General features: G+C 68.0%; 16 protein-coding genes and 2 tRNA genes. 11 read left to right on the forward strand and 7 right to left on the reverse strand.

The genetic code is table 11. From position 1 onward, the window contains the following. The first annotated feature begins 39 nt into the window (after nt 1-39). From orn to ACFV9C_RS30775, 4 genes are all read left to right on the forward strand, one after another. A complete protein-coding gene (orn, locus tag ACFV9C_RS30760) occupies nt 40-660 on the forward strand; it encodes an oligoribonuclease (protein WP_380199039.1) in 621 nt (206 codons plus the stop codon). Between the two features lie 68 nt (nt 661-728). Then, nucleotides 729-801, forward strand: a tRNA-His gene (locus tag ACFV9C_RS30765). Between the two features lie 435 nt (nt 802-1,236). Next, nucleotides 1,237-1,725 (forward strand): SigE family RNA polymerase sigma factor, encoded by a 489-nt coding sequence (locus tag ACFV9C_RS30770; protein WP_380199040.1) that lies wholly within the window; start codon nt 1,237-1,239, stop codon nt 1,723-1,725. A gap of 14 nt (nt 1,726-1,739) precedes the next feature. Further along, a complete protein-coding gene (locus tag ACFV9C_RS30775; RefSeq protein WP_380199041.1) occupies nt 1,740-2,516 on the forward strand; it encodes a hypothetical protein in 777 nt (258 codons plus the stop codon). Nucleotides 2,517-2,555: 39 nt separating this feature from the next. On the opposite strand, the gene ACFV9C_RS30780 is transcribed toward ACFV9C_RS30775, so the two are convergent. Further along, entirely contained in the window at nt 2,556-3,167 is a 612-nt protein-coding gene (locus tag ACFV9C_RS30780) for a MarC family protein (protein ID WP_380199042.1), read from the reverse strand. Between the two features lie 38 nt (nt 3,168-3,205). Here ACFV9C_RS30780 and ACFV9C_RS30785 point away from each other — a divergent pair, with 38 nt between their 5' ends. Continuing rightward, nucleotides 3,206-3,556: a thioesterase family protein gene (locus tag ACFV9C_RS30785; protein ID WP_380199043.1), complete on the forward strand. Its 351-nt coding sequence runs from the start codon at nt 3,206-3,208 to the stop codon at nt 3,554-3,556. On the opposite strand, the gene ACFV9C_RS30790 is transcribed toward ACFV9C_RS30785, so the two are convergent. From ACFV9C_RS30790 to ACFV9C_RS30800, 3 genes are read right to left on the reverse strand one after another with little or no spacing between them, the layout of a single operon-like run. Further along, nucleotides 3,553-4,545: a cation diffusion facilitator family transporter gene (locus ACFV9C_RS30790; protein WP_380199044.1), complete on the reverse strand. Its 993-nt coding sequence runs from the start codon at nt 4,543-4,545 to the stop codon at nt 3,553-3,555. The genes ACFV9C_RS30785 and ACFV9C_RS30790 overlap by 4 nt on opposite strands. 13 nt (nt 4,546-4,558) lie before the next feature. Beyond that, complete coding sequence (locus tag ACFV9C_RS30795) at nt 4,559-5,179, reverse strand: response regulator (protein ID WP_380199045.1); 621 nt, start codon at nt 5,177-5,179, stop codon at nt 4,559-4,561. Then, nucleotides 5,176-6,360 carry a sensor histidine kinase gene (locus tag ACFV9C_RS30800; protein WP_380199046.1) on the reverse strand — a complete coding sequence of 395 codons (1,185 nt, stop codon included), beginning with the start codon at nt 6,358-6,360 and terminating at the stop codon, nt 5,176-5,178. The genes ACFV9C_RS30795 and ACFV9C_RS30800 overlap by 4 nt, the downstream gene beginning before the upstream one ends. Before the next feature lie 145 nt (nt 6,361-6,505). Between ACFV9C_RS30800 and ACFV9C_RS30805 the strand changes: the two genes are divergently transcribed. Both ACFV9C_RS30805 and ACFV9C_RS30810 read left to right on the forward strand, forming a co-directional pair. Then, nucleotides 6,506-7,459: an SMP-30/gluconolactonase/LRE family protein gene (locus ACFV9C_RS30805; protein WP_380199047.1), complete on the forward strand. Its 954-nt coding sequence runs from the start codon at nt 6,506-6,508 to the stop codon at nt 7,457-7,459. Nucleotides 7,460-7,572: 113 nt separating this feature from the next. Next, entirely contained in the window at nt 7,573-8,661 is a 1,089-nt protein-coding gene (locus tag ACFV9C_RS30810) for an ankyrin repeat domain-containing protein (RefSeq protein WP_380199048.1), read from the forward strand. On the opposite strand, the gene ACFV9C_RS30815 is transcribed toward ACFV9C_RS30810, so the two are convergent. Further along, entirely contained in the window at nt 8,658-10,370 is a 1,713-nt protein-coding gene (locus ACFV9C_RS30815) for an aminotransferase class V-fold PLP-dependent enzyme (protein WP_380199049.1), read from the reverse strand. The genes ACFV9C_RS30810 and ACFV9C_RS30815 overlap by 4 nt on opposite strands. 92 nt (nt 10,371-10,462) lie before the next feature. On the opposite strand from ACFV9C_RS30815, the gene tenA reads away from it, so the two are divergent. The 4 genes from tenA (at nt 10,463) to ACFV9C_RS30835 (ending at nt 14,466) form a co-directional block, all read left to right on the forward strand. After that, the gene (tenA, locus tag ACFV9C_RS30820; protein ID WP_380199050.1) at nt 10,463-11,125 is read left to right on the forward strand and encodes a thiaminase II; all 663 of its coding nucleotides are present in this window, start codon (nt 10,463-10,465) and stop codon (nt 11,123-11,125) included. Further along, nucleotides 11,122-12,669 (forward strand): phytoene desaturase family protein, encoded by a 1,548-nt coding sequence (locus ACFV9C_RS30825; protein WP_380199051.1) that lies wholly within the window; start codon nt 11,122-11,124, stop codon nt 12,667-12,669. The genes tenA and ACFV9C_RS30825 overlap by 4 nt, the downstream gene beginning before the upstream one ends. Before the next feature lie 71 nt (nt 12,670-12,740). Next, nucleotides 12,741-12,813, forward strand: a tRNA-Lys gene (locus ACFV9C_RS30830). A 222-nt stretch (nt 12,814-13,035) separates the two neighbouring features. Then, on the forward strand, nt 13,036-14,466 hold the full coding sequence (locus ACFV9C_RS30835) for a helix-turn-helix domain-containing protein (RefSeq protein ID WP_380199052.1): 1,431 nt from the start codon (nt 13,036-13,038) through the stop codon (nt 14,464-14,466). Between the two features lie 231 nt (nt 14,467-14,697). Here ACFV9C_RS30835 and ACFV9C_RS30840 read toward each other — a convergent pair whose 3' ends face one another. After that, a complete protein-coding gene (locus ACFV9C_RS30840) occupies nt 14,698-15,594 on the reverse strand; it encodes a nucleotidyl transferase AbiEii/AbiGii toxin family protein (RefSeq protein WP_380199053.1) in 897 nt (298 codons plus the stop codon). Beyond that, nucleotides 15,591-16,172 (reverse strand): type IV toxin-antitoxin system AbiEi family antitoxin domain-containing protein, encoded by a 582-nt coding sequence (locus tag ACFV9C_RS30845; protein ID WP_380199054.1) that lies wholly within the window; start codon nt 16,170-16,172, stop codon nt 15,591-15,593. Before ACFV9C_RS30845 ends, ACFV9C_RS30840 begins: the two co-directional genes overlap by 4 nt. Nucleotides 16,173-16,484 lie beyond the last annotated feature (312 nt).

Genomic DNA, 16,484 nt, shown 5'->3' on the forward strand with positions numbered 1-16,484 from the left:
TCGCCGTACTGTCGGGCCCTCGCCGTAAGGTGGGTGCCCATGAACGACCGGCTGGTGTGGATCGACTGCGAGATGACCGGCCTCGATCTGGAGAACGACGCCCTGATCGAGGTCGCGGTGCTGGTCACCGACTACGAACTGAACGTGCTCGGTGACGGGATCGACCTGGTGATCGCGCCGCCCCCGGGCGCGCTCGAGCAGATGGGTGACTTCGTCCGCGACATGCACACCGCCTCCGGGCTGCTCGACGAGCTCGCCGGCGGCATCCCGCTCGCCGACGCCGAGCAGCAGGTGCTCGACTTCATCACGTCGTACGTCAAGGAACCCCGCAAGGCCGCCCTCGCCGGGAACTCCGTCGGCACCGACCGCACCTTCCTGGTCCGCGACATGCCCCGCGTCGAGTCCCACCTGCACTACCGCAACGTCGACGTCAGCTCGATCAAGGAACTGGTACGCCGGTGGTACCCGCGCGTGTACTACGCGACGCCCGCCAAGAACGGCAACCACCGCGCCCTCGCCGACATCACCGAAAGCATCGACGAACTGCGGTACTACCGGGAGACCGTCTTCGTGCCGCAGCCAGGGCCCGACTCCAGCACCGCACGGGCCGCCGCCAGCCTCATCACGGCGCCCGCCGAAGACAGCCCAACCGCCTCCTGACCTGCCGATTTTTGGTCCTGCCACTTCATCGCTATGATTGCTCAGCCGTCGCAGTTCGGGCGGCAATGGTGGGTGTAGCTCAGCTGGTAGAGCACCTGGTTGTGGTCCAGGTGGTCGCGGGTTCAAGTCCCGTCACTCACCCGATGGCCGGCCATGTCGCGCAAAATCGCGCGACTTGGTCGGCTTCGTCATTTGTGCGGCTGCGCTTCGCTTGCCGCGGAGCGGGGGCTCCGCCACCCGCACCCCTTTTCGCCTTCGCTTCGCTCGGCTGCTGTGGGCGGGTTCGCTTGTTGGCTCGGCTGCTGGGTCGGGTTCGCTTGTTGGCTCGGTTGCTGGGTCGGGTTTGGTTGTTGGCTTGGCTGCTGTGGTCGGGTTTGGGTGGTTGCGTGGGAGGATTCATCCGTGAAGTTGAGTGGGAGTGCCTGGTTCGGGTATGGGGTTGTGGTGGTGGTGACCTTCGTCGTGGGGGTTTTGGCGTTTGCTGTGTGGGTTCTTTCCAAGGTGTTCTGATCCTCGTGTGACCTGACGCTCTGGTGGATGCGTCTCTGTGGGTAGAGGCAGCTACTGGAGGTGTGGATGGGTACGAGCGAGGACTTCGAGGAGTTCGCGCGGGTGCAGATACCGCGGATGTACCGGACTGCTTGGTTGCTGTGTGGAGACCGGCATCACGCAGAGGATCTGGTACAGGACACGCTCGCGAATCTGATGAAGGCGTGGGGGCGGATCGACAGCCCCGGGGCGTATGCGCGGACGGCTCTCGTTCGTACCTACATCTCTCAGCGGCGGCGGAAGAGTTGGGGGGAACGGCCAACTGGGGAGCTGCCTGAGGTCGTGGAGCGGGCCGGGGACGTGGAGTTGCGGGTGGCTCTGCAGAGTGCGTTGGGGGAGCTTGCGCCGTTGGATCGGGCGGTGCTGGTGCTGCGGTTCTTCGAAGATCGCAGCGTCGAGCAGGTGGCGCTCGATCTTGGCAAGAAGACCAGTGCGATCACGACCCGCACCGCCCGAGCCCTGGAACGCCTGCGGGCGGTCCTTGGTGACGGCGCCGACCAGTTGATCGCCCTCTGAGCTCAGGAGAACCCATGAACAACCTCACCGACCTGATGCGGCGGGCCACCGAGAACCTCGAGCCCGTCTCCCCCGACCTGCTGGAACGCACCGTCGTACAGGGCACCCGCTTGCGCCGCCGGCGTACGACGCTGCTCGCCGCGGGCGGCACCGGCGCCGTACTGGCCACCGCCGGCCTGATCGCGGGCGGCATCCACGTCCTCAGCTCCCCCGCCGACAGCGCGGCCGCCGGTACGCCGAGCGCGATCACCAAGCCGTCCGCTTCGGTGAAGCCGTCGCCGATCCCGAGCGGCACGCCATCAACCACGCACGCCGCCAGCAACAAGAAGACACTCAGCACCCTCAAGACGCTCCTTACCACCCCTGGCCGCTCCATCTCGAAGCCGGAGACCTGGGGTGACGGCAGCTTCAGCGCAGCGGCGTACGTCGTCAACGACGGCCACGGCGCCTCCCGGGTGGAGGTCCTGCTCTCCGGCGGCCGCGAGCAGCCCCGGTGCGTACCGGTCGGCCCAGGCTGCAGCACGCTGCCGGACGGCTCGACGCTGTACGTGGAGAAGGAGTCGCCGGAGTACACCGACAGCCGTCAGGCGGAGTTCGGTGTCGTCAGCAACTACGTTCTGCTGCAACGGCGGGACGGCCGCAGCATCAGCCTCACCAGCTACAACGGTGCCCGTGAGAAGGGGAAGCCGGGCCACACCCGCGCCACTCCCCTGTTGTCCGTCAAGGACCTGACCGCGCTGGCCGAGAGCAAGGCGTGGAAGCTCCCGCCGGTCTCCACGACCGGCAAGTAAGGAACAGAACCGGCCCGGCGTCCAGGTGGGCGCCGGGCCTTACTTCGCGGCGAGTACGCCGTGCGTGACGAGCTCGACGCCGATGGCCAGCGTCAGGAAGCCGATGATCCGGCTCAGCGCCCCGAGCCCGGTCGGACCGAGCTTGTCGACCAGCGGCGTACCGAAGCGGAGCAGCACCGCCACCAAGGCCGCAATCACGGCCACTCCGACGATCACGCCGAGCCGGTTGGTGATGCCGGGGTGCCGAGCGGTGAGCGCGATCACGACGCCGATCGCGCCCGGGCCGGCGACCAGCGGCAGTGCCATCGGCGAGAACGACACGTCCGGCTTGGCCACACCATGCGTCTTCTCGTCGTCGGTCAGCGTCTGCCGGGACACGATCATCCCGAAGCCGGAGTGCCCGACCACCAGGCCGCCCGCGATCTGCAGCGCGGGCAGGCCGATCCCGAGGCCCTCGAGCACGAGCGTGCCGAGCAGCGCGAACACCGTCAGGATGGCGAGCACGTAGACGCCCGTCATCACCGCCTGACGGCGCATCGCGCGGCGGTCGGCGCCGTCGGTCAGGCCTGCGAAGGTGGCCAGCGCACCGACCGGGTTGGTGATCGGCAACAATGCAGCCAAAGCCGAAACCGCCACGTGTACGGGCTCCACGGTCGGGAAGCGTACACCTCGAGTAAGGACAGTTCGCCGTGCGACATGTTGTGACCCCCGCCGACACCGCGATCGCGGTCGGCAGCGGAGACGTGGAGGTGCTTGCCACGCCCCGGCTGATCACCTGGCTCGAGTACGCCGCCATCGAACTGGCCCGGCCACTGCTGGCGGCCGGCCAGACCACTGTCGGTACGTCGGTCCGCATGCGGCACCGGATGCCGACCCGTGTCGGCGACACCGTCGACATCACGGCGGACGCCCCTGAGGTCGACGGCAACCACCTGCGCTTCCAGATCCGCGCCACCAACTCCGCGGGCCAGCTGGTCGCGGACTGCGAGCACGTCCGGGTGATCGTCGACCGCGAGACCTTCCTCGCGAACGTGCCTTAGGACTGCGGCTCGACGTACCAGCGGGGCAGTTCGCCCGGCTGCAGGCTGGTGGCGTCGCCGGGGCGGGACAGCGTCAGGATCGCCTGCTGGATCTCGGGCCGGGCGTTCAGCGCGTCCTCGATCGCGGACAGCCGGGCGGCGACCTCGGACTCGACGTCGTTGCCGGTGACATCGACCGCCGCGACCAGGAAGATCCGGTCGGCACCGACCCACTCCATGTGCAGGAACGTGACCCGCTCGATGTCCTGGTGCTCGAGCAGCGCCCGGAGCACCCGGTTCCGGGCCAGCGGCGTGACCGCTTCGCCGGTGAGGAAGTCCATGTTCCGGCTGATCAGGAACAGCGCCACCACACCGAGCAGGATGCCGACCACGATCGACCCGACCGCGTCCCACGCCGCGTTGCCGGTGAGTTGGTGCATCAGGATCGCGAGCGCCGCGATCAGGATGCCGATCAACGCCGACAGGTCCTCGACGAACACGGCCCGCAGGACCGGGTTCGAGGTGATCCGGACGTACCGCCACGGCCGCAGCATCCGCTCCAGCGCCCCGGCCTTCGTCTGCCGCAGCGCCTGCGTGAACGAGATCCCCTCGAGCACGAACGAGACGCCGAGCACGGCGTACGCCCAGCCGTACGACGAGGCCTCGGCCTCGCCGTGTTCCAGCGACTGGATGCCGTGCCACACCGACACCGCCGCGCCGACCGTGAAGAGGCCGAACGCCGCGAACATCGACCAGACGTACCCGACCCGGCCGTAGCCGAGCGGATGCGTCCGGTCGGCCGGCTTCCGCGCCCGGCGCTCCCCGACCAGCAGGAAGATCTCGTTGCCGGTGTCGGCCCAGGAGTGCGCGGACTCGGCCGCCATCGACGCGGACCCGGTGATCACCGCGACGACCGTCTTGGCGAGCGCGATCAGCAGGTTCGCGCTGAGTGCGACCAACACTGTCAGGAGGCTCTCGCTGCCGCTGTCGTCGTCCTCGGAGCTGCTCACCCTCAGACCATACTCAGCTGACCGCACGGATGATGCGTTGCTCGATCGCGCGCGCCACGGCCGCGGCCCGGGTCTCCACCTCCAGCTTGGTGTAGATGTGCTGCAGGTGCGACTTGATCGTCGCCTCGCTGACGTACAGCGTCTTGGCCATCTCCCGGTTCGACTTGCCGGTGGCGAGCAGGCCGAGGATCTCCACCTCGCGCTCGGTCAGCGTCGGACCGGTCCGCCGGACCAGCCGGGCCGCGACCGCCGGCGCGAGCACGGTCTCGCCGCGGGCGGTGCCGCGGATCGCCCGGAAGAGGTCCTCCGGCGGCGCGTCCTTCAGCAGGTATCCGGAGGCGCCCGCGTCGATCGCGCCCATGATGTCGGCCTCGGTGTCGTACGTCGTCAGGATCAGCACGTACGGCGGCTCGGCCATCCCACGCAGCTTCGCGGTCACCTCCGCGCCGCCCGCGCCCGGCTCGAGGTTGAGGTCCATCAGCACCACGTCGGGGCGGACCGCCGCGACCAGCTGCTCGGCGCTGTGCGCGTCCGACGCCTCGCCGACGACGGTCAGGTCTTCCTGGCCGTCGACCAGCGCCCGGACGCCGGCCCGGACGACCGGATGGTCGTCGACCAGTGCCACCCGGATCATCCGTCTGTCGCGATCTTCGTCGGGGTGGCCTGCAGCGGGATCGAAGCGGCCAACGCCGTACCGTCCCCCGGTTCACTCTCCAGCACGAGCGTTCCTCCCAGTTGTCTCAATCGTTCCCGGATGCCGGCCAGTCCGTGGCCGCGGTCGGAATCGATCTTGACATGAGATCGCGAAAGGCCCCGGCCGTTATCCACAACGTCGAGGACGACCGCGTCCGGGTGGTAGGTGAGCGTCACGAAAGCCGAGTCCGCCTGCGCGTGTTCGAGCACGTTGGCGACCGCGCCGCGGGCCGTGCGGAGCAGTGCGGTCTCCACTTCCGAGTCCAGTTTCACCGGCGTACCGTGCACCTGGACGTGGATCTTGAGGTCGCTGTGAGCGGACAACCGCTCACAGGTCTTGCGGAGTGCGTCCGGCAGACCTGCGGCGAGCTCCGCGGGTGCCAGGTCGCGCACGACTCTCCTGGCTTCGTCCAGACCGTCCCGTGCGGTGGCTGCTGCCTGGGCCGCGTGCTGGCGCGCTACAGCGGGCTTGTCGTCCCACTCTCGCTCTGCGGCCTGCAGCAACAGGTTGATGCTGGACAGGCCCTGCGCCACGCTGTCGTGGATCTCTCGCGACAGCCGTGCCCGCTCGGCGATCACCCCGGCCTGGTGTTGCGCGTCGGCGAGGTCGCCCTGTGCGGCGTGCAGCTCGTCCAGCAACGCCTGTCTGGCCAGGGCGTCCCGCTCCAGCGCCCGATAGGCGCCCACGGCAAGCACTGCGATGCACACCGGCCCCAGCACGATCGTCGGGTCCAGCCGGTCGGTCATCCGGGTCCACTGCACCACGGTGACCACCACCATGCCGGCCACGACCAGACAGGCCGGCCGGAACGACAGGATGCGTAGCGCGACAAACGACAGCGGCACGGCGCACCAGGCGAACGACGGCGCCAGGAACACCAGCACGCACCACTCCAGCACCAGCAGCGCCAGCCAGACCCGGCTGGGCAGCAGACGGTACGCGCCGTACGTCGCCAGCAGCACCAGGGCCGCCAGCAGGATCCACGGACCGCGCTCGGTGAACCCGTGGCCGGTCAGATAGCGCACCACGGACGCCAGCACGAGCACGACCAGCGCGGCGTGCAGTGCTGCCACCAGGCGGGTCGCATGGCTCAGGATCGACGGTGTGTGCGCAGTAGACATGTTCAGCCGATCGTAGGCCGGGTGGAGCCGGTTCCGAATCATCCGTTCGGCTATCCGTTGATGGCCGAACACCCGTCGTGCCGGCGGGTGCCGCGGACGGAAGCTGGTGGCAGCTCGAAATCCACCGACCCTTTGAGAGGTTCAGATGTCCGTCCGTTCGCTGTCCGCCACCCTCGCCCTGTCCGCCACGCTGCTCGGCGTGGGCGCCTCGACGGCGTTCGCGGCCCGTCCGAGCACCTACGAGCTCCCCGGCGACCCCGGCGGCTCGAAGTTCGAGGGCATCGGGTACGACGCCCGGACCAAGAACTACTACGTCTCCGAGACCACCGGCGGTGAGATCCACCGCGGCCAGGTCAACACCCCGAACGCGATCGAGTGGCTGAAGGGCGACGGCACCGACGGCCGCTGGACCGCCCGCGGCGTGAACGTCGACTCCCAGGGCCGGGTGTACGTCGCCGGCGGGCCGAACGGGATCGACCACGCGGGCGCTCCGGACCTGTGGGTCTACAGCCGCGACGGCAAGCTGCTCGCCGCGCTCCGCACCGGCGTACCGAGCTCGTTCCTCAACGACATCGTGATCGGCCCGGACGGCGCCGCCTACTTCACGAACTCGAACGCCCCGCAGATCTTCCGGGTCGCCGAGCGGCACGGCCAGTGGACCGTCAGCACCTGGGCCGACGCGACCGGGACGATCCAGACCGCGGACGGCTTCAACCTCGGCGGCATCGTGCTCTCCCCCGACCGCAAGGCGCTGGTCGTGGCCCAGGGCAACGTCGGCAAGCTGTGGCGGTTCGACCTGCGGACCGCGAAGGCCACCGCCGTCGACACCGCCGGCGCCGACCTGGTGAACGCCGACGGCCTGGTCCAGCAGGGCAACACCCTCTGGGTCGTGCGGAACTTCTCCAAGGTGCTGAGCACGCTCCGGCTCTCGGCCGACGGCTCGACCGCGCGGCTGCTGTCCGCGAAGCCGACCGACCCCGACCGGGTGCTGACCACCGCCAAGCTCGCCCAGGGCCGGCTGCTGGTGGTCGACAGCAAGTTCGACGAGGCCACCGCGGTCCCGCCGTACCAGGTCATCACGCTCAACCCGCGCCGATGACACGCCGCCCGATCGCCGTGGTCGCCGTCCTGCTGATGGCGGCGACCACCGCGTGCTCCGCTGAAGCTGCCAGCACTCCCCAACCAACCCCAACGCCATCGAGGAGCGCCACCGTGCCGTCCACCCTCGACAGCCAACTGATCGCCGCAGCCTGGAAGAACGACGTGCCCACGGCCAAGCGCCTGATCGACGTCGGCGCCGACGTCAACGCGCTCGACAACACCGTCCAGAGCGCGTTCCTGATCGCGGCCAGCGAGGGCTACCTCGACCTGCTCAACCTGACGCTCGCGCACGGCGCGGACGTCCGCAGCCTCGACAGCTACCACGGTACGGCGCTCATCCGCGCCGCCGAACGCGGTCATGCTGCCGTCGTCGGGCGGCTGATCCAGGCAGGTGTCGCGGTCAACCACGTGAACAACCTCGGCTGGACCGCCCTGCACGAGGCGGTCATCCTCGGCAAAGGCACCCCGCAGTACGTCGACACCGTCCGGCTGCTGATCGCGGGCGGCGCCGACCGGAACAAGCCCGCTGTCAACGACGGCACCACCCCGGTGCAGGCTGCGAAGGACCGTGGTCAGCAGGCGGTGAGCGCCGTACTGGACGCTCGAGCGACCGCCGGCGACCTGCTGGGTGCGGCAACTGCGGGCGACACCAACAAAGCCGCCGCAGCACTCGCGGCCGGCGCCAAGCTCGAATCCCGCGACGACCATCGCCGTACGGCGCTGCTGCTCGCGTCGCTGAACGACCGGGTGGACGTGGCCCGCCTGCTCGTCCGGCTCGGCGCCGATCCCGACGCGCAGGACGACCGGAAGGACTCCGCCTGGCTCGTCACCGGTGTCACCGGAAGCGTCGCGATGCTGGAGACCCTCCTGCCCGCGGACCCGGACCTGACCCTGCGGAACCGGTTCGGCGGTACGTCGCTGATCCCGGCGAGCGAACGCGGTCACGTCGACTACGTGCGGCGGGCGGTCAAGACGACGATGAACGTCAATCACGTGAACGACCTCGGCTGGACCGCATTGCTCGAGGCGATCATCCTCGGGAAGGGCACGAAGCCATGGCAAGAGATCGTCCAGACCCTCGTCAACGCCGGCGCCGACCCGAGCCTCGCCGACAAGGCCGGCGTCACCCCGCTCCAGCACGCCCGCTCCCGCGGCTACACCGAGATCACCAAGATCCTCGAGACCGCCGGCGCCCGCTAGTCGCGGGTGAGACAGCGGGATGGGAGTTCGAACCAGCGGAGGTGGTCGAAGCCGCTGTTGACCTGGCCGTCGGGGTCGGCCTGGTTCTCGGCGCAGGTGGCCAGCAGTTCGCGGGCCTCGGCGAGGTAGTCGTCGAGGGCGGACTCGGGCGCGGTGTGGTCGTGCCGCGGATACCTGAGCCTGCCGTCGGCGTCGTACCCGACCTGGGACAGCCGCATCGGCGGTTCCACCGGGCCACGGTGGTGCCGCCAGAGGCCGTTCGCCGGGTCGAAGCGGTAGTCGCCGAGCAGCCGCCACCCGTCCCGGGCGACCAGCTTGACCGCCTCCACGACGTACGAGAACACCGCCTCGGAGATGAAGTAGTTGAAGTTGACCCGCACCCAGCCCGGCTTGATCCCCTCGCAGCCGTGCAGGATCTCCTCCTCGAACTCGTGCGACCGGGCCAGGTCGATCCCCAGCAGCGCGTGACCGTACGGTCCGGCGCACGAGCAGCCGCCGCGGGACTGGATGCCGAACAGGTCGTTCAGCAGCGCGACGACGAAGTTGTGGTGCAGGTACCGCCCGGACGGCCCCTTCACCACGAACGAGACGATCGACAGCCGCTCCGCGTCCAGGTTGCCGAGGATCTGCAGGTTCGGCTCGCTCTTCCACGCCTCGACCGCGCGCCGCAGGTACGCGTCCTCGTGCGCGCGGATCACGTCGATCCCGACCGCCTGCTTCAGCTGGAACGCCAGCCCGGCCCGGATCGACCCGATGATCGCCGGCGTCCCACCCTCCTCGCGGTGCACCGGGTCGTCCAGGTACCGGTGCTCCAGCGGGTTCACGTACGCGACCGTGCCCCCGCCGGGTACGTCGGGCACCCGGTTGCGGAGCAGCTCGCGCCGCGCGACCAGCACGCCGGGCGTGCCCGGACCGCCGATCAGCTTGTGCGGGCTGAGGAAGATCGCGTCCTTGTACGACAGCGGGTCCTGGTCGCGCCCGCCGTACATGTCGATCTCGACGTACGGCGCGGCCGCGGCGCAGTCCCAGAACGACAGGGCGCCGTACCGGTGGAGCAAGGCGGACACCCGCTGCGTGTTGCTGACGATGCCCGTGACGTTGCTCGCCGCCGAGAACGAGCCGATCTTCAGCGGGCGGGCGGCGTACTGCCGCAGCCGCGACTCGAGCTGGTCGATGTCGATGTGGCCGTCCGCGTCCTGGCTGATCATCACCACGTCCGCGATGGACTCGCGCCAGGGCAGCTCGTTCGAGTGGTGCTCGTACGGCCCGATGAAGACGACGGGGCGCTGGTCGGGCGGGATCTGGTCGGTCAGGTGGTACGTGTCGTCGAGCTCGGCCGGGATCCGCAGGCCCATGATCCCGATCAGCTTGTCGATCGCGCCGGTCGCGCCGGAGCCGCAGAAGATCAGAGCGGTCTCGTCGTCGCCGCCGACGCCGCTGTGGATGATCCGCCGGGCGTCCTCGCGCAGCCGGGTGGTCTGCAGACCGGTCCCGCTGGACTCGGTGTGGGTGTTCGCGTACCGCGGCAGGACCTCCTCGCGGATGAAGTCCTCCAGGAACGTCAGGGCGCGGCCGGAGGCGGTGTAGTCGGCGTACGTCACCCGCCGCGGACCGTACGGACCGGGCATCACCTGGTCGTCGCCGATCACCGACGCACGGATCTGCCGGAGCAGCGGAGTCTCCGGCGGCATCCCTTCGAGTGCACCCATGCTTCAGAGTAGGGCGCCGAGGTGATCTGCGTCTCGTGATCCGTGCGCGCCCGGTGGATAAGGTCGGTGGCAGTCGACGGTGAGGAGTGGGGATGACGTTTTCCAGCGAGCTGTGGGAGCGCGGTGCCGGCAGTGTGTACGAGCAGATCGTCCAGCACCCGTTCATCACCGGCCTGACCGACGGGACGCTGGACCACGACGCGTTCCGGTACTTCATCACCCAGGACAGCCACTACCTGCGTGCGTACTCGCGGGCGCTCAGCCTGGTCGCGGCACGGGCGACGGACGAGGACGCGGTCAGCATGTTCGCGCTGCACGCCGCCAACGCGATCGCCGTCGAGCGGGAGCTGCACGCGTCGCTGCTGGACTCCCTCGGTCTCACATCGGCCGACGTGGACGCGGCCGGTTCCGGGCCGACCACAACGGCGTACATGTCCTATCTGACCGCTGTGTGCGCCACGGGCACGTACGCCGAGGCCGTGGCCGCCGTGCTGCCCTGTTACTGGATCTACCGGGACGTAGGGCGCGAGCTGCTCAAGCGGTCGTCGCCGGACCCGCTGTACGCGAAGTGGATCGCGACGTACGGCTCGGAGGAGTTCGACACGGTGGTCGAACAGGTGCTTGCGGTGACAGACACACTGGACGTCGGCACCGCGGAGCGGGAACGTTGTCACCAGCACTTCGCCATGACGTGCCGCTACGAATGGATGTTCTGGGACGCCGCTTATCACACGCTCGATTGGCCGGTGGGATGAAGGACTTCTACGACGTCGTCATAGTCGGCGGTGGGCACAACGGCCTCGTCGCTGCCACGTACCTGGCCCAGTCCGGGCTCTCCACGCTCATCCTGGAGCAACAGGCGCACACCGGCGGCGCAGCGGTCAGCGAGCGGGTCTTCCCGGGCGTTGACGCACGGCTGTCGCGGTACTCGTACCTGGTCAGCCTGCTGCCCGACAAGATCGTCGCCGACCTAGGGCTCGGCCTGGACCTCCGCTCACGCGCCGTGGCGTCGTACACGCCGGTACGCCGCGGTGGACGCGACGTCGGCCTCCTGGTGGAGCGGCCGGAAGGCCCTGGCACCAGGGACTCGTTCCGGACGCTCACGGGCAGCGACACGGAGTACGAGGCCTGGACCGACTTCTACGGTGCTGTCGGCTCGCTGGCCGCGGCTGTAGCGCCCACCCTGCTCGAACCACTCCAGCCGGCCGCTGAGATCTGCTCCCGCGTCGACTCTGCGCTCTGGGACGAGCTGGTCGAGCGGCCGCTCGGAGAGACCATCGAGCGCCGTTTCTCCGACGACACCGTCCGGGGCGTCGTCGCGACCGATTCCGTGATCGGTACGTTCGCAGGCCTCCACGACGAGTCATTGATCCAGAACAGGTGCTTCCTGTACCACCTGATCGGCAACGGCACCGGCGAGTGGCGGGTACCGGTGGGCGGCATGGGGGCAGTCACCGACGCGCTGGCCGCGGCCGCACGACGCGCAGGCGCCGCCCTGGTCACCAACGCGGAAGTCACGTCCGTGGACGTCGACGGGACGCGCGGCTCGGTCACTTGGCTCGGCGGCGACGGCGAGCGCTCCGTGGACTGCACCTGGGTGCTGTCGAACGTCGCACCGTCGACCCTGGCTGCGCTACGTGGTCAAGCGGGCGTGGAGAAGCCAGAGGGGTCGCAGCTGAAGATCAACCTGCTGCTACGCCACCTCCCGGCGCTGAAGTCGGGCGACGACCCGGCGCGGGCGTTCGCCGGTACGTTCCACATCGACGAGGACTACAGCCAGCTGGAGTCGGCGTACCGCACCGCCGTCAGCGGCGAGCTACCCGCCGTACCGCCGTCCGAGGTGTACTGCCACTCGCTGACCGACCCGTCGATCCTCTCCCCCGCGCTGGTTGCCGCGGGCTACCACACGCTGACCGTCTTCGGCGTCCACTTCCCCGCCCGGTTGTTTGCCTCCGACAACGATTCGGCCCGCGCCGAGGCCACCCGCCGGGTACTCGCCGGCCTCGAGTCGTACCTCGCCGAACCGCTCGCCGACTGCATCGCCCGGGACGCCGACGGCAACCTCTGCATCGAGGCCAAGACGCCGTACGACATCGAGGCATCCGTCGGCATGCCCGGCGGCCACATCTTCCACGGCGACCTCCAATGGCCCTGGGCCACCACCCCCGCCGACACCGGCCGCTGGGGCACCGAAACCGACGTCCCCAACCTCCTCATCTGCGGCTCCGGCGCCCGCCGCGGCGGCGCCGTCTCCGGCCTCGGCGGCCACAACGCCGCGATGACCGTCCTCACCCACTAACCGATTTCGCATCTCCCCGATCCCCCTGCTACGATCCTCTTCGTTCGCAAGCAAGCGCGAATGCAAAACCGGCGCCGCTAGCTCAATTGGCAGAGCAGCTGACTCTTAATCAGCGGGTTCGGGGTTCGAGTCCCTGGCGGCGCACAAACGCCCAGGTCACAGCGTGGCCTGGGCTTCTTCATGCCCGCAGGACACCTTTTATTCGACGCTTTCAGCCGCCTCGGCTCTCTCGCCGACCCGGATCTGCTGGCCTCATCTAGTCGTGACTGTGCGTCACATCACGTGCCTGCGCGACCTCTCCGACTCGCCGGCCCCGCAACCGCCAAGCGTTGAACAAGCAACGCCCACACCGGTTGGAGGCAACACATGCCAAGGACACCACTGCCCATCGGAACCTGGGGAGAAATCTCCACCAGAACCCTGAAGACCACCAAGAACCACAAACCCCTCAAACACCTGGCCCACGCCAGGTTCCGCGACCACGACGGCAAAGTCCGCGCCGTCACCGCCACCGGCACCACCAAGACCGCCGCACGAACCGCCCTACTCCTCAAGCTCCAGAACCGCGCTCGAACCAATCACTCCGGCGACCTCAGCACGAACCACAAGATCAACCACCTCCTCGACCTGTGGGAGAAGAGGTTCGAAGGACTGGTCGCCGACGGCACACGATCACCCACCACGCTCGGCACCTACCGGCGGTCCCTCAAGAACCATGTACGTCCCGCCATCGGCGAACTCCACATCGGCGAAGCCACCACCCAGCGCCTCGACACAGTCCTCACCAGCATCAAGCAACACGCCGGCGCCCCCACCGCCAGAACCTGCCGTGCCATCATCTCCGGCGCCATGAAACTCGCCGTCCGCTACGGAGCCCTCACCATCAACCCCGCCCGCGAAGTCGACACCATCGAAACCAAACCCAAGAACCCACCCCGAGCCCTCACCACCAAAGAAGTCACCCTGCTGCAGAAGACCCTGACCGCAGACGGACACGCCTTGCAAGCCGACCTTCCCGACCTAGTCACGTTCATGCTCGGCACCGGAGTCCGCATCGGCGAAGCCCTCGCCGTCCTATGGCACCAAGTCAACCTCGAAGCTGACAAGGTCGAAATCACCCACACCATCGCCCGGCCGCCCGGCGAAGGACTGATCCGCAAGACCACCAAATCCAGAACCGGCGAACGCGTCCTCAGCCTCCCCACCTGGGCCACCACCAGCCTCCGTGCCCGCTACGCGACCGACACCGAACCCGACGCCCCCATCTTCCCCAACTCGATCGGCGGCTATCGCGACCCTTCCAACACACGCCGAGCCCTCCGCACCGCCCTGTCCCCCGTCGCCAGCACCGCCCGCCGCGAACTTGGCCAAACGCTCCGCGCCCTCCGCCGCCAGAAACGCCTCAGCCGAAAACAAGCCGCACACATCCTGGGCTGGCCCCAAACCAGACTCGAACTCATCGAAACCGGCCGCCTCAAACCCACCCACCCACTGATCTCCAGCCTCGCCAAGACTTACAGCATCGACCTCGACAACAGCCCCGACCTGCTCACCCAACTCAGCGAAGCCACGAAACCCTCCGAATCGGACAAGCTCGCCTGGATCCGCTCCCACGCCCTCCGCAAGACCACGGCCACCGCCCTCGACGACGCCGGCCACACCGCCCGCCAAATCGCCGACCAACTCGGCCAAGCCAAAGTCTCCCTCACACAAGACACCTACCTCCACCGCCAACCCGCCAACCCCGCCGCCGCCCAAGCCCTCGAACACGCCTTCGACGACCCCGACCTCATCTGACGAGATTGCGTTCGCCGAATGGTCGAAGACGTCGTGGCTGGTGCGCATCTCCGAGGACACGACCTGGACCGCCGATCAGACGAATGCAACCAAGCCTGGCGGTCACGGAGACTCCACCGGCCACGACATCGATCGCTGCCTGGAGCAGTCCAGTCCTGCGCACCGTGGTGCAGGGGCGTTCAGATACTCCCCGGACCAGAATGCTCGCAACCTCTTGCAGCTAATGTCGCATCAGCTCTGCCAGCTCCCGGTGTCTGGGGCCCAGGTCAGGTCGTTGACTTCCGCGCGGAGTGCTTGGTCGGCGAACCGCAGCACCCCGTCGAGCACCTCGACGAACTGCTCGGGCAGATGATCCGCACCAATGCGACGCCGCCAAGCCGCCCACTTGGCTTGAGCGAACTCGGGATATCCCTCGAGAACTTCAGAAAGCGGTGCGACGGTCGCGCCGCGAGCCTTGGCGACTTCGAGGATCGCACGCTGGAGGTCCGAACCGGCAACCGGATGCCGCCGCGCAAGGGTCCAGATGTCGCCGAAGTCACGCCATCGGGTATTGGCAATGCCTCGCTGAACAGCCGTGACGATCTTCTCGGCGTGAACCATATGCATCGGATAGCCGGACAACCGGATCGGGTCGCCGCCACGCAACCGCGGGACCGCGACCGTGGCCGGCTCGGGCCAGATCGGGTCCCCGACATTGACATCTACGTGGAAGGTCAGCCGCGCACTGGCCACTCGGGCATCGGCATGAACCCGTACGCCGGAGTACTGCTCCTCGTCCCGGATGACGTCGGCGGTAGCAGTCTCGGGAAAGAACTCGATGCCGTCGTCGGCGACCGGGACACGAAGTACCGTCTGAACGAGATCGAGCACCGCCTCAGTGGAGTTGACCACTTTTATGCCGGCAAGATCGACATCCTTCGTCGGGCGACGTGTATCGAACGCGGCAAGCAATACACCGCCCTTCAGGACGAAGCTGTCGCGTAGGTCGCTGGCAGCCAGCCGGGCGAGGAACCCTTCAAGGACATAGAGCTGCAGCAGTTCCTGGGTCGTGCGCCCTGTCCGCTGCGCCTGATTCTTGAGATCGAGGTAGGCGTCCCCTGCAGGCGTTCCCCGAGAGATTGGGCTCAAAGAAGTATCTCCAGTGTCTGACGCAACGGCGTGATCGTGCGCGGGAACGCCATCGCAATCCGCAGCAGCTCCGACGGCTGACCTCCCCGCCGCAACCAACGCTTCAACGCCTCGTTCGCCAGATCGGAACCGTCAAGATGCCGCAGCCGAAAGGCATCAACGATGCTCCGCTCAGCAGAGTAGATCCCGATACTACGGCCACCCCCGATATCCAGCAGCTCCCGCCCGATCGAAAACGTCGCCGGATCGAAGCTTCGCCAACGAACCGGAGCCATCGTCTCCGGCATCCACGACCCACGGGGAACCGCAACATCCAGCTCAGCCGGAATATCGTCGATCAGGTCATGCCTGGCCAGCGCCGAACGCAAGCAAATCGTGGCCCGCGGCGACTTGGACGCGATCTCAATCAGGCCATCGTCGCCCAGCCACTCGCTCTTTCGGTACAGACCACGCGAGACAACCGTGATCCGACCGTCCGCGAGCAACCTGCGAAGCTGACGCTCACTGATCTGCTCCAACGCCTCGGAGTAACGGAACGTGTCGGGCAGCTCAGCCAGCAGCTCATCGATCGTCGGCATCACAGCAACACCTCCCACGCAGGAAAACCTCAACACCACTCCCCCTAGTGTAGAGGAATTCCAACCGAAGGCCCGGAGCTCTCCATTGACACCGCCGCCCCTCAAGCAACAGTTGCTACCAATCCGGATACTCCTGTCTGTTAGCAACTGTTCAGATACTGTCGGTGGCAGTGTCTAGGGTCCGGGGACATGAGCCTCACCTCAGCCCTGGGGCAGGAGAACCATCCGCTCAGGAGGTATTTCGAAGCGCAGCTGCCCCGTTCGGCGGCTGTGAAGCGATCCGTCGTGGCCGAGTTGCCGGTCCGCCGTGTT

Source organism: Kribbella sp. NPDC059898 (assembly GCF_042730855.1).
Taxonomy (GTDB): Bacteria; Actinomycetota; Actinomycetes; order Propionibacteriales; family Kribbellaceae; genus Kribbella.